Origin of the sequence: Robertmurraya sp. FSL W8-0741, assembly GCF_038004005.1 — a bacterium.
Taxonomy (GTDB): domain Bacteria; phylum Bacillota; class Bacilli; order Bacillales; family Cytobacillaceae; genus Robertmurraya; species Robertmurraya siralis.
This window is the reverse complement of record NZ_JBBOQG010000001.1, coordinates 391,290-405,212: the sequence shown is the minus strand read 5'-3', so window position 1 is coordinate 405,212 and position 13,923 is coordinate 391,290. Positions and strand designations below refer to the sequence as shown.

6 protein-coding genes and 3 rRNA genes are annotated in these 13,923 nt (G+C 44.1%); all 9 read left to right on the top strand.

Features of this window, described 5'->3' with window-relative positions:
• The first annotated feature begins 96 nt into the window (after positions 1-96).
• Entirely contained in the window at positions 97-309 is a 213-nt protein-coding gene (gene yaaA, locus NST02_RS02025) for a S4 domain-containing protein YaaA (protein WP_095314754.1), read from the top strand.
• Between the two features lie 33 nt (positions 310-342).
• Positions 343-1,461 (top strand): DNA replication/repair protein RecF, encoded by a 1,119-nt coding sequence (gene recF, locus NST02_RS02020; protein WP_095314755.1) that lies wholly within the window; start codon positions 343-345, stop codon positions 1,459-1,461.
• Positions 1,462-1,471: 10 nt separating this feature from the next.
• Positions 1,472-1,720 (top strand): extracellular matrix regulator RemB, encoded by a 249-nt coding sequence (remB, locus tag NST02_RS02015; protein ID WP_095314756.1) that lies wholly within the window; start codon positions 1,472-1,474, stop codon positions 1,718-1,720.
• A gap of 168 nt (positions 1,721-1,888) precedes the next feature.
• Positions 1,889-3,820 (top strand): DNA topoisomerase (ATP-hydrolyzing) subunit B, encoded by a 1,932-nt coding sequence (gene gyrB / locus NST02_RS02010; protein WP_095314757.1) that lies wholly within the window; start codon positions 1,889-1,891, stop codon positions 3,818-3,820.
• Between the two features lie 87 nt (positions 3,821-3,907).
• Positions 3,908-6,430 carry a DNA gyrase subunit A gene (gene gyrA / locus NST02_RS02005; RefSeq protein WP_137744808.1) on the top strand — a complete coding sequence of 841 codons (2,523 nt, stop codon included), beginning with the start codon at positions 3,908-3,910 and terminating at the stop codon, positions 6,428-6,430.
• A 129-nt stretch (positions 6,431-6,559) separates the two neighbouring features.
• Entirely contained in the window at positions 6,560-7,633 is a 1,074-nt protein-coding gene (locus NST02_RS02000) for an HD-GYP domain-containing protein (protein WP_095314759.1), read from the top strand.
• A gap of 282 nt (positions 7,634-7,915) precedes the next feature.
• Positions 7,916-9,519: ribosomal RNA gene (locus tag NST02_RS01995) — 16S ribosomal RNA — on the top strand.
• A 585-nt stretch (positions 9,520-10,104) separates the two neighbouring features.
• Positions 10,105-13,060 (top strand): 23S ribosomal RNA (locus NST02_RS01990).
• Positions 13,061-13,160: 100 nt separating this feature from the next.
• Positions 13,161-13,277 (top strand): 5S ribosomal RNA (rrf, locus tag NST02_RS01985).
• The 16S, 23S and 5S rRNA genes sit together here, the layout of an rRNA operon.
• Positions 13,278-13,923: the final 646 nt, after the last annotated feature.

Here is a 13,923-nt window from a genome sequence, read left to right as displayed (position 1 = left end):
CGTTAATAAACCGAAGCGTTTACACTTTTCTTTGTGTACAGTTCATTTATTTAGTAAAATATAAGAATAAGACTTAGAAGAGAAAAGAGTGACACGGTGGTACAAAAAATAAAAATAGATACGGAATATATTACGCTAGGACAATTTTTAAAACTTGCAGAATTAATTGACTCCGGTGGTATGGCAAAATGGTTTTTAAGCGAATACGAGATTAAAGTGAATGGTCAACAAGATCAAAGAAGAGGCAGAAAACTACGAGCTGGAGATAAAATTTCAATTCAAAATGCTGGTTCTTTTGAGATTGTTTGAAATTAGAGGATTTTGTAAAAGGATGTATCGTCAATGTATATTGAGCATTTACAATTGAAAAATTACCGGAATTATAAAGAATTAGAAATTCCATTTGACAACAAGGTCAATGTTATTCTCGGAGAAAATGCTCAAGGGAAGACGAATGTCATGGAATCTATCTATGTTTTAGCAATGGCAAAATCCCATCGAACATCAAATGATAAAGATCTTATTCGCTGGGACGAAGAATATGCTAAAATAGAAGGTAGGGTAAAAAAAAGGCACGGTTCCATTCCGATGGAGTTAGTGATTTCGAAAAAAGGAAAAAAAGCAAAATGTAACCATATCGAGCAGCAAAAGCTCAGTCAATATATTGGAAATATGAATGTAGTCATGTTCGCGCCTGAAGATCTCCATTTAGTAAAAGGGAGCCCTCAAGTAAGGCGTCGTTTTATTGATATGGAGATCGGCCAGGTGTCCCCTGTATACCTACATGATATTGGGCAATACCAAAAAATATTACAGCAGCGAAATCACTATTTAAAACTGTTGCAATTGAAGAAACAAACAGATATGACCATGCTTGACATTTTAACTGAACAATTCATCGAGATGGCTGTGAAAATTATTTCGAAGCGTTTCGAGTTTATCCAGTTGCTCGAAAATTGGGCGATTCCGATCCATAAAGGAATTTCAAGGGATTTAGAAACATTAAAAATTCTCTATAAACCTTCCGTAGACGTATCAGAAGACCAAGTTTTGTCGAAAATGGTAGAAGTGTTAGAAGAAAAATTTGCCAAAGTTAAAACGCGAGAAATTGAAAGAGGCGTTACATTGTTTGGTCCTCATCGCGATGATCTTCTCTTTCATGTGAATGATCGTGATGTGCAAACATTTGGCTCACAGGGTCAACAAAGGACAACTGCGCTCTCATTAAAACTGGCTGAAATAGAATTGATCCGTTCAGAAATTGATGAATATCCTATACTTCTACTTGATGATGTTCTTTCTGAATTAGATGATTTCCGTCAATCTCATTTATTAAACACGATCCAAGGCAAAGTTCAAACCTTTGTAACAACAACAAATGTAGACGGGATTGACCATCAAACCTTAAAAGAAGCAGCTACTTTTAAGGTCGAATCTGGTTGGATTGAAAAAATTCAGTGAGGTGAGACCCATGTATGTTCATCTAGGAGAGGATACGCTGGTGAGGGCGATAGAGATTATTGCCATTCTCGATAAAGAAACAGTGAAATCTTCTCAATATATGCAAGAGTTGTTAGAGAAAAAGGATAAGGACATCATTCCCCTTACTAAAGGCACGTTCAAATCAATTGTAATTACTGAAAATGCGGTGTACTATTCTCCGTTGGCTTCAGGAACACTGAAAAAACGTTCAACCAAGCCGGTGTTGCAAGAGCTTTAATAAAGGGTTAGATCAAGTCTATTTCTTTTTTTTAACCTATTCATAGCCTTTATGATTTTTATCATGTTTATAATTAATAACTACTTAAGAAGCAAGCTCTCAAAAAGTTCAAGCTCTAAAAATGGAGAGACTTTAGTTGAGTTTATTAGAAAGTGTAGGTGATTGACTGTGGCTACGGAACAAGAAGCGGTACAGGGACAATCCTATGATGCCGAGCAGATACAAGTATTAGAAGGTCTTGAGGCTGTTCGAAAGCGTCCGGGAATGTACATTGGTTCAACGAGTGCCAAAGGTTTACATCATTTAGTTTGGGAAATTGTTGATAATAGTATAGATGAAGCACTAGCAGGTTATTGCTCTGAAATTGAAGTTTTAATAGAAAAAGATAACAGCATAACGGTAGTGGATAACGGTCGAGGGATTCCTGTCGGGATTCAGGAAAAAATGGGCCGCCCTGCTGTAGAGGTTATACTGACGGTTCTTCATGCCGGTGGTAAATTTGGTGGCGGTGGATATAAAGTGTCAGGAGGACTACACGGGGTTGGTGCCTCGGTTGTTAACGCTCTGTCGACATTCCTTGAAGTATATGTTCACCGCGATGGTCATATTCATTACCAAAAATATGAGCGCGGGGTGCCTTGTGCTGACCTTAAGGTAATTGGAGAAACAGACCGTACTGGAACAACGATTCATTTTCAACCTGATCCGGAAATTTTTACTGAAACGATTGAATATGATTTCGAAACTCTTGCGACTCGTACTCGAGAGCTCGCCTTCTTAAATAAAGGCTTGAAAATTTCAATTGAAGATAAGCGAGCGGAAGAAAAAAAGCGCAATGAATATCATTATGAAGGTGGAATTAAGTCTTACGTAGAACATTTGAACCGTACAAAGGATGTCCTTCACGAAGAGCCAATCTTTATTGAGGGAGAAAAAGATGGCATCGCTATTGAAGTATCCCTTCAGTATAACGAAGGCTATACCGAAAATATTTATTCTTTTGCCAATAATATTCACACGTATGAAGGCGGTACACATGAGTCCGGCTTTAAAACTGCGTTAACGAGAATAATCAATGATTATGCGCGAAAGAATGGTTTTTTTAAAGAAAGTGATGCAAACTTGACCGGTGATGATGTTCGAGAAGGATTAACGGCCATTATCTCCATTAAGCACCCTGATCCTCAGTTTGAAGGACAAACGAAAACAAAGCTTGGAAATTCTGAAGTAAGAGCTGCGACTGATACGATTTTTGCAGAGCATTTTGAAAAATTCTTACTGGAAAATCCTTCGGTAGCCCGCAAAATTGTCGATAAAGGTTTAATGGCGACAAGAGCAAGGCTAGCAGCGAAAAAAGCAAGGGAATTAACAAGAAGAAAAAGCGCACTAGAAGTTTCGAGCTTGCCTGGTAAGCTTGCTGATTGTTCTTCAAAGGATCCATCGATAAGTGAATTATATATTGTTGAGGGTGACTCGGCAGGTGGTTCAGCTAAACAAGGGCGTGATCGCCATTTTCAAGCAATCCTGCCTTTAAGAGGGAAAATTTTAAACGTTGAGAAGGCTCGCCTTGATCGGATTTTATCGAATAATGAGGTTCGAGCGATTATTACAGCTTGTGGAACTGGTATTGGTGAAGATTTTGATATTGCGAAAGCCCGCTACCACAAAATCGTCATTATGACCGATGCGGATGTTGACGGTGCACATATACGTACCCTATTATTAACCTTTTTCTATCGTTATATGAGAAAAATTATTGAAGCTGGTTATATTTATATTGCTCAGCCTCCATTGTACAAGGTACAGCAGGGAAAGCGCATTGAGTATGCTTATGATAATAAAGAGCTCGATCGCATTTTTGCAGAGCTTCCTAGTCAGCCAAAGCCAAATATTCAACGTTATAAAGGTCTTGGGGAAATGAACCCAGAGCAATTATGGGAAACAACGATGGATCCAGAGAGAAGAACGATGCTACAAGTAAGTCTTGAAGATGCTATTGAAGCAGATGAAACATTTGAGATTCTAATGGGAGATAAAGTTGAGCCACGTCGTAACTTTATCGAAGAGAACGCTCAATATGTTAAGAATTTGGATATTTAGTTCATCCATGAGGATAGCTGGTATACCCACTATCCTTTTTATTCTTAAAAGTCATTAAAGAATTCACTCTGAAAAGGAGGTTTCTTCATGTCTGAAACTTCAAATTCGCAAGTTAAAGAAATTAATATTAGTCAGGAAATGCGCTCCTCATTTTTAGATTATGCGATGAGTGTAATTGTTTCACGTGCCCTTCCAGATGTACGCGATGGATTAAAACCAGTTCATCGCCGTATTTTATATGCTATGCATGATTTAGGCATTCATGCAGACAAGCCTTATAAAAAATCTGCTCGTATCGTCGGAGATGTAATCGGTAAATATCACCCACATGGTGACTCTGCTGTTTACGAAACGATGGTACGTATGGCTCAGGATTTTAACTATCGCTATATGCTTGTAGATGGACACGGGAATTTTGGTTCGGTCGATGGTGATGCGGCTGCAGCAATGCGTTATACAGAATCTCGCATGTCCAAAATTTCGATGGAACTGTTAAGAGACATCAATAAAGATACGATTGATTATCAGGATAACTATGATGGTGAAGAAAGAGAACCAGTTGTTCTCCCTGCTCGTTTTCCTAATCTTTTGGTGAATGGAACTACAGGTATTGCTGTTGGAATGGCAACAAATATCCCTCCCCACCAGCTTGGAGAAATCATTGACGGTGTTTTAGCGATAAGCAAGGATCCGGAAATAACAATTCAAGAACTCATGGATATTATTCCAGGGCCGGATTTTCCAACGGCAGGGTTAATTCTTGGTCGAAGCGGTATCCGAAAGGCTTACGAAACAGGAAGAGGTTCGATTACATTACGCGCCAAGGTAGAAATCGAACAAAAGTCCAACGGAAAAGAAGTTATTATTGTTAAGGAAATTCCTTATCAAGTAAATAAAGCAAGACTAATTGAAAAAATTGCAGAGTTAGCTCGTGATAAAAAGATCGATGGCATTACCGATTTAAGGGATGAGTCCGATCGCAAAGGAATGCGCATTGTTATCGAAGTTCGGAAGGATGCGAATGCGAATGTTCTTTTAAATAATTTATACAAGCATACTGCATTGCAAACAAGCTTCGGAATCAATATGCTGGCTCTTGTCGATGGTCATCCGAAAGTTCTTAATTTGAAAGAGTGCCTTCACTACTATCTGCAGCACCAACAGGTTGTTATCCGCCGCAGAACAGAGTTTGAACTGCGTAAAGCGGAAGCGCGTGCACATATTTTAGAAGGGCTGCGAATAGCCTTAGATCATATTGACGAAGTGATCGCCTTAATTCGCGGTTCACAAACAACTGAGATTGCTAGAGAAGGATTAATGACGACGTTCGGCTTATCTGATAAGCAAGCGCAGGCAATCTTAGACATGCGTTTGCAGCGTCTAACTGGGTTAGAACGTGAAAAAATCGAAGAAGAATATCAAAATTTGATGAAGCTGATTGCAGAGCTTAAAGCGATTTTAGCGGATGAAGAAAAAGTTTTGGAAATCATTCGTGAAGAGCTTACTGAAATTAAAGAGCGTTTTAATGACACCCGTCGTACTGAAATTGTAACGGCCGGGCTTGAAAATATTGAAGATGAAGATCTGATTCCGCGTGAGAACATTGTTGTGACGATTACGCATAATGGCTATATAAAGAGGTTGCCAGTATCAACGTATCGTGCGCAAAAACGTGGTGGAAGAGGTATTCAGGGCATGGGAACCAATGAGGATGATTTCGTTGAACATCTCATTACCACATCTACCCATGACACCCTTCTATTCTTTACGAATAAAGGAAAGGTATATCGTGCCAAGGGATATGAGATTCCAGAGTTTTCCCGAACGGCGAAAGGTCTCCCGATCATCAATCTGTTAGAAGTGGATAAAGGTGAATGGGTGAATGCGATTATCCCTGTTGAGGAGTTCGTCGATGACTGGTTCCTGTTCTTTACAACAAAAGAGGGAGTGTCAAAACGTTCACCGCTGTCGTCCTTTGCTCATATTCGTAACAACGGCTTAATTGCCTTGAATTTGCGCGAAGGTGATGAATTGATTTCTGTTCGTCTTACTGACGGGAACAAAGAAATTATCATTGGTACGAAAAATGGTATGCTCATTCGCTTCCCGGAGACAGATGTTCGTTCAATGGGTAGAACAGCAACAGGTGTGAAAGGGATTACCATTAATCAGGAGAATGATGAAGTCATCGGGATGGAAGTACTTGACGAAGGTTCCGACATATTAATTGTAACGAAAAACGGCTACGGCAAGCGCACACCAGCCGAAGAATATCGTATTCAAGGCAGAGGCGGAAAAGGAATCAAGACATGTAATATTACCGATAAAAATGGCGATTTAGTTGCTATGAAAGCTGTCACAGGTGAAGAAGATCTAATGCTGATTACTACTGGCGGCGTCATTATTCGAATGGCAGTGAATGATATTTCAACGATGGGAAGAAATACACAAGGGGTTAGATTGATTCGTTTGAATGAAAGTGAAAGTGAATTCGTTTCAACCGTAGCCAAAGTTGAAAGAGAAGAAGAAAGTGAACAAGGTGCGCAAATGGATCATGAAAATCATGAGGGTGTAGAAGAAAGTCATGATGATTCTTCCTCTCAAGAATGATTTTTGAGCTGTAGTACAAAAGTGCTACAGCTTTTTTACATCATCTAGCCTTTAATTGAAAGATCAAGTAAAATAGTCAGTGAAACTAGTTTTTAAGCTATGTACGTTTAGTCAAAAGAGGTGTTTCGAATGCGAGTGAAAATTAGTGAGCTTCAAGAAGGATGTATTTTATCTGAGGACGTTATGAGCCTGACAAACCGCCCTATTATTCCAAGTAAAACAATCCTAACGCAAGAACTAATTCAATATTTAAAGGCCTTTTTAATTTCAGAAGTGACTGTTCAGCGAACACTCGTTAACGGAACCCCGTTTATTCCTTCGGAGATTATTGAAGAAGAGAACGTTGAGGACTCAGCAAATGTCAATATTATTTTTACTGAGTTATTTTTAGAAGCAGTTCGAGATTACAAAAAAGAATTTTCTAAATGGCAATCTGGACTACCTTTAGATATTACTAAAGTGAGAGCGATTTTAATTCCTTTAATTGAAACTTTAGATAACCATGCTGAAGAAATATTCTTTCTGCACCACTTATCGACTGAAAAAGAATATTTATACCAGCATTCGGTTGCAGTCGCTCTTTTAAGTGCTTTTTTAGGAAAAAAGCTCAATTATCAACAGGGGGATATTGTTCAACTAGCTTTAGCGGGCTGTCTTGCTGATTGCGGAATGGCTAAAGTACCTGCTCGTCTCATCAACAAAAACGACGCATTATCAAGTGCTGAATATGAAGAGATAAAAAATCACCCAACCTATAGTTACCAAATGATTCAGGGAAGCAATTTATTAAGAGATGATGCGAAAATTGCCATTTACCAACATCATGAACGACTTGACGGCAGCGGTTATCCACGAGGTGATAAAAAGATTCATCGTTTTGCAAAAGTCATCGCTGTTGCTGATACTTTCCATGCAATGACTTCCGCCCGCTTATATCGTCAAAAACAATCTCCATTTAAAGTATTGGAAATGATCATGGAAGATAGTTTTGGGAAATTTGATCTGTCTGTAATTAAAGCTCTTCAATCGGGACTGATGAACTTCTCAATCGGAAGCAAGGTAAAATTATCCGATGGTGAAATGGCAGAAATATTATTTATTGAAGAAAAGTCCCCTACGAGGCCATTAATTAAAGTAATTGATACAAATGAGATCATTCAGCTTGAAAAGCATCGAAACATTTATATTGAAGAAGTGGTGTAACAGGAAATGTAGTTAAGAAGTACGGCATCAAAATGCCCTTGTATTCATATACGTGGGCTGTTATACTTATTGAAGTCAACGAACAAGTATTTTTTATAAAAAAGTGTTGACGGGGAAAAATGAAAATGATATATTATTAAAGTCGCTTCTGAGCGATGACAGAAATTGTACTTTGAAAACTAAACAAATCATACGTCAACAAATAATCATAGTGGAGGCTATCTTTCTTTAAGAAGCTGAAACTAGCCAACGTTTTTTAAACATAAGAGCTAATCTTACTCTTTATTGGAGAGTTTGATCCTGGCTCAGGACGAACGCTGGCGGCGTGCCTAATACATGCAAGTCGAGCGCTTGCACAAGAAAGCTTGCTTTCTTGTTGCTTGAGCGGCGGACGGGTGAGTAACACGTGGGCAACCTGCCTATAAGACTGGGATAACTTCGGGAAACCGGAGCTAATACCGGATAATGCTTTTGAACACATGTTCGAAAGCGGAAAGATGGTTTCGGCTATCACTTATAGATGGGCCCGCGGCGCATTAGCTAGTTGGTGAGGTAACGGCTCACCAAGGCGACGATGCGTAGCCGACCTGAGAGGGTGATCGGCCACACTGGGACTGAGACACGGCCCAGACTCCTACGGGAGGCAGCAGTAGGGAATCTTCCGCAATGGACGAAAGTCTGACGGAGCAACGCCGCGTGAGTGATGAAGGTTTTCGGATCGTAAAACTCTGTTGTTAGGGAAGAACAAGTACCGGAGTAACTGCCGGTACCTTGACGGTACCTAACCAGAAAGCCACGGCTAACTACGTGCCAGCAGCCGCGGTAATACGTAGGTGGCAAGCGTTGTCCGGAATTATTGGGCGTAAAGCGCGCGCAGGCGGTTCTTTAAGTCTGATGTGAAAGCCCACGGCTCAACCGTGGAGGGTCATTGGAAACTGGGGAACTTGAGTGCAGAAGAGAAGAGCGGAATTCCACGTGTAGCGGTGAAATGCGTAGAGATGTGGAGGAACACCAGTGGCGAAGGCGGCTCTTTGGTCTGTAACTGACGCTGAGGCGCGAAAGCGTGGGGAGCAAACAGGATTAGATACCCTGGTAGTCCACGCCGTAAACGATGAGTGCTAAGTGTTAGAGGGTTTCCGCCCTTTAGTGCTGCAGCAAACGCATTAAGCACTCCGCCTGGGGAGTACGGCCGCAAGGCTGAAACTCAAAGGAATTGACGGGGGCCCGCACAAGCGGTGGAGCATGTGGTTTAATTCGAAGCAACGCGAAGAACCTTACCAGGTCTTGACATCCTCTGCCACCCCTAGAGATAGGGCGTTCCCCTTCGGGGGACGGAGTGACAGGTGGTGCATGGTTGTCGTCAGCTCGTGTCGTGAGATGTTGGGTTAAGTCCCGCAACGAGCGCAACCCTTGATCTTAGTTGCCAGCATTCAGTTGGGCACTCTAAGGTGACTGCCGGTGACAAACCGGAGGAAGGTGGGGATGACGTCAAATCATCATGCCCCTTATGACCTGGGCTACACACGTGCTACAATGGATGGTACAAAGGGCAGCGAAGCCGCGAGGTGGAGCGAATCCCATAAAACCATTCTCAGTTCGGATTGTAGGCTGCAACTCGCCTACATGAAGCCGGAATCGCTAGTAATCGCGGATCAGCATGCCGCGGTGAATACGTTCCCGGGCCTTGTACACACCGCCCGTCACACCACGAGAGTTTGTAACACCCGAAGTCGGTGAGGTAACTGGTGGTTTCACTGAGTATCTGATAAAAGTAGTCGGAAATTCAGTGAAACCACTAGAGCCAGCCGCCTAAGGTGGGACAGATGATTGGGGTGAAGTCGTAACAAGGTAGCCGTATCGGAAGGTGCGGCTGGATCACCTCCTTTCTAAGGAATATTGAGGCTTAGATGTCTCATAAATCGTAAAGTTGATGAAGCTATTTTGCCAAGTCAAAATAGCCGTATGGTTTGTTTAGTTTTGAGAGTGCAATCTCTCAAAATAGAATGAAGGTGAATTAGAAGCGAGCAGATTAAAGATGCGAAGCTTATCATTCGCCGTTTGTACCTTGAAAACTAGATAATGATAATGAAGAAGAACCAAGAAATTACCGAGTAATCGCCATTTTAGTTTTTCTCTCTATTGATTTATTCATAGAGTAAACCGCGAGGGTTTCAAGAAATCACACAAAGTTGTGTTGATGTATTGAAAGCCGAACAAGAGGGTTTCGAGAAGCAAGTAGATCAAGGAAGCGACCGAACGAGCATCGGAGCGTACGTAATGGGTACGTGAGGAGCGTAGAGAGGGAGCTGACGCAGAGATGCGCCGCTTATCGGAAGCCGAAAGTTGAGGGAAATGAGAAGCAAACAAGTCGAGGAATCAAGCGAGGAAGTACCGGAGCGTACGTAGTCTGTACGCGAGGATGCTGACGAGTAAAGATGACGAAGAGATGTGTAGCTGATCATTTGCCGAATGGTTAAGTTATAAAGGGCGCACGGTGGATGCCTTGGCACTAGGAGCCGATGAAGGACGGGACTAACACCGATATGCTTCGGGGAGCTGTAAGTAAGCTTTGATCCGGAGATTTCCGAATGGGGAAACCCATCATCCGTAATGGGATGGTATCCATACCTGAATACATAGGGGATGGAAGGCAGACCCGGGGAACTGAAACATCTAAGTACCCGGAGGAAGAGAAAGCAAACGCGATTCCCTGAGTAGCGGCGAGCGAAACGGGATTAGCCCAAACCAAGAGGCTTGCCTCTTGGGGTTGTAGGACACTCTATACGGAGTTACAAAGGAACGGAGTAAACGAACAAGTCTGGAAAGGCTGGTCAGAGAAGGTAACAACCCTGTAGTTGAAACTTCGTTCCCTCTTGAGTGGATCCTGAGTACGGCGGGACACGTGAAATCCCGTCGGAAGCTGGGAGGACCATCTCCCAAGGCTAAATACTCCCTAGTGACCGATAGTGAACCAGTACCGTGAGGGAAAGGTGAAAAGCACCCCGGAAGGGGAGTGAAAGAGAACCTGAAACCGTGTGCCTACAAGTAGTTAGAGCCCTATGCATATTTTCCTTTGGAAACATGCTGGGTGATAGCGTGCCTTTTGTAGAATGAACCGGCGAGTTACGATTGCATGCAAGGTTAAGTTGAGAAGACGGAGCCGCAGCGAAAGCGAGTCTGAATAGGGCGTCTTGAGTATGTAGTCGTAGACCCGAAACCAGGTGATCTACCCATGTCCAGGTTGAAGTTCAGGTAACACTGAATGGAGGACCGAACCCACGCACGTTGAAAAGTGCGGGGATGAGGTGTGGGTAGCGGAGAAATTCCAATCGAACTTGGAGATAGCTGGTTCTCTCCGAAATAGCTTTAGGGCTAGCCTCACGAAGAACGAGTCTTGGAGGTAGAGCACTGTTTGGACTAGGGGCCCTCATCGGGTTACCGAATTCAGACAAACTCCGAATGCCAAGTACTTAAACGTGGGAGTCAGACTGCGAGTGATAAGATCCGTAGTCAAAAGGGAAACAGCCCAGACCACCAGCTAAGGTCCCAAAGTATACGTTAAGTGGAAAAGGATGTGGGGTTGCTTAGACAACCAGGATGTTGGCTTAGAAGCAGCCATCATTTAAAGAGTGCGTAATAGCTCACTGGTCGAGTGACCCCGCGCCGAAAATGTACCGGGGCTAAACGTATCACCGAAGCTGTGGGTGTACACCGTAGGTGTACGCGGTAGGAGAGCGTTCTAAGGGCGTTGAAGCTAGACCGGAAGGACTGGTGGAGCGCTTAGAAGTGAGAATGCCGGTATGAGTAGCGAAAGATGGGTGAGAATCCCATCCACCGAATGCCTAAGGTTTCCTGAGGAAGGCTCGTCCGCTCAGGGTTAGTCGGGACCTAAGCCGAGGCCGAAAGGCGTAGGCGATGGACAACAGGTTGATATTCCTGTACCACCTCGTTTTTGTTTGAGCGATGGGGGGACGCAGGAGGATAGGGTAAGCGCACTGCTGGATATGTGCGTCTAAGCAGTTAGAGCGGCAAGTAGGCAAATCCGCTTGCCATACGCTTGAGCTGTGACAGCGAGGGAAATCAAGTACCGAAGTTCCTGATTCCACACTGCCAAGAAAAGCCTCTAGTGAGAAAACAGGTGCCCGTACCGCAAACCGACACAGGTAGGCGAGGAGAGAATCCTAAGGTGAGCGAGAGAACTCTCGTTAAGGAACTCGGCAAAATGACCCCGTAACTTCGGGAGAAGGGGTGCTTTTTAGGGTGCATAGCCCTGAAGAGCCGCAGTGAATAGGCCCAGGCGACTGTTTAGCAAAAACACAGGTCTCTGCGAAGCCGCAAGGCGAAGTATAGGGGCTGACGCCTGCCCGGTGCTGGAAGGTTAAGAGGAGGGGTTAGCTTACGCGAAGCTCTGAATTGAAGCCCCAGTAAACGGCGGCCGTAACTATAACGGTCCTAAGGTAGCGAAATTCCTTGTCGGGTAAGTTCCGACCCGCACGAAAGGCGTAACGATCTGGGCACTGTCTCAACGAGAGACTCGGTGAAATTATAGTACCTGTGAAGATGCAGGTTACCCGCGACAGGACGGAAAGACCCCGTGGAGCTTTACTGTAGCCTGATATTGAATTTTGGTACAGCTTGTACAGGATAGGTAGGAGCCGTGGAAGCCGGAGCGCTAGCTTCGGTGGAGGCGTCGGTGGGATACTACTCTGGCTGTATTGACATTCTAACCCGCACCTCTGATCGAGGTGGGAGACAGTGTCAGGTGGGCAGTTTGACTGGGGCGGTCGCCTCCTAAAGAGTAACGGAGGCGCCCAAAGGTTCCCTCAGAATGGTTGGAAATCATTCGTAGAGTGTAAAGGCACAAGGGAGCTTGACTGCGAGACCTACAAGTCGAGCAGGGACGAAAGTCGGGCTTAGTGATCCGGTGGTTCCGCATGGAAGGGCCATCGCTCAACGGATAAAAGCTACCCCGGGGATAACAGGCTTATCTCCCCCAAGAGTCCACATCGACGGGGAGGTTTGGCACCTCGATGTCGGCTCATCGCATCCTGGGGCTGTAGTCGGTCCCAAGGGTTGGGCTGTTCGCCCATTAAAGCGGTACGCGAGCTGGGTTCAGAACGTCGTGAGACAGTTCGGTCCCTATCCGTCGTGGGCGTAGGAAATTTGAGAGGAGCTGTCCTTAGTACGAGAGGACCGGGATGGACGCACCGCTGGTGTACCAGTTGTTCTGCCAAGAGCATCGCTGGGTAGCTATGTGCGGAAGGGATAAGTGCTGAAAGCATCTAAGCATGAAGCCCCCCTCAAGATGAGATTTCCCATAGCGCAAGCTAGTAAGAACCCTGAAAGATGATCAGGTTGATAGGTCAGAGGTGGAAGCATGGTGACATGTGGAGCTGACTGATACTAATCGTTCGAGGACTTAACCAAATAGGTTACTCGGTCTTTTTCTTCTTCATCCATTATCTAGTTTTGAAGGGATAAAGCTTTTTGCGTAAGCAAATAAGTTGCATCACCTTCAATCAAATAGTCCGGTGACGATAGCGAGAAGGTCACACCCGTTCCCATACCGAACACGGAAGTTAAGCTTCTCAGCGCCGATGGTAGTGAGGGGCTGTCCCCTTGTGAGAGTAGGACGTTGCCGGGCGAAGTAAAAAGAGTATCCCATATGATGGGTGCTCTTTTTGATCTGAATGTCCGTAAGGACAAGAAATAAAACGCCAATAAAATCAAAGCAGAAACCGGAGGGTGGCTAGAACCGAGGAGGTCGAGGAAGCGAGAGAGAGAAGCCCGGAGTGTACGATGTACACGAGGACGGAAAGAACGAAGCTGACGAAGAGATCCGAAGGTGCTAGACAGCCGACTCCGAACACGGAAGTGAAGCTTCGGCGCCGATGGTAGTGAGGGGCTGTCCCCTTGTGAGAATAGGACGCTGCCGGGCAAAGGAAAAGAGTATCCAATGAGGGTGCTCTTTTTTTGATCCCAAGTGTGGCTGGAATGGCGAGATGCGCAATAAGCATTGAAATACGCGCAATTATGCCTTAAATTGGCGCAATTCGGTGTAAAACACGCGCAATCAAGCCACAAATCGGCGCAATCGAAGGCAAAACGAGCGCAATCAAGTCCCCAAATCGACGCAATTCGACACAAAACACTCGCAACTATTCCAAAAAGTGCAATTCAGCGTAAAACACGCGCAATCCTGTCCAAAAACACGCATAATCGAACCAGAAGAACACGCACAATCATTCAAACAGACCCAGTCCAACATAAACTCCTGTGCAATTACGAGC

What these genes read in the sequence shown, in the direction of transcription:
- recF (WP_095314755.1), top strand. Translation starts at nt 343, where the DNA reads ATGTATATTGAGCATTTACAATTGAAAAATTACCGGAATTATAAAGAA.
- remB (WP_095314756.1), top strand. Translation starts at nt 1,472, where the DNA reads ATGTATGTTCATCTAGGAGAGGATACGCTGGTGAGGGCGATAGAGATT.
- NST02_RS02000 (WP_095314759.1), top strand. Translation starts at nt 6,560, where the DNA reads ATGCGAGTGAAAATTAGTGAGCTTCAAGAAGGATGTATTTTATCTGAG.
- gyrA (WP_137744808.1), top strand. Translation starts at nt 3,908, where the DNA reads ATGTCTGAAACTTCAAATTCGCAAGTTAAAGAAATTAATATTAGTCAG.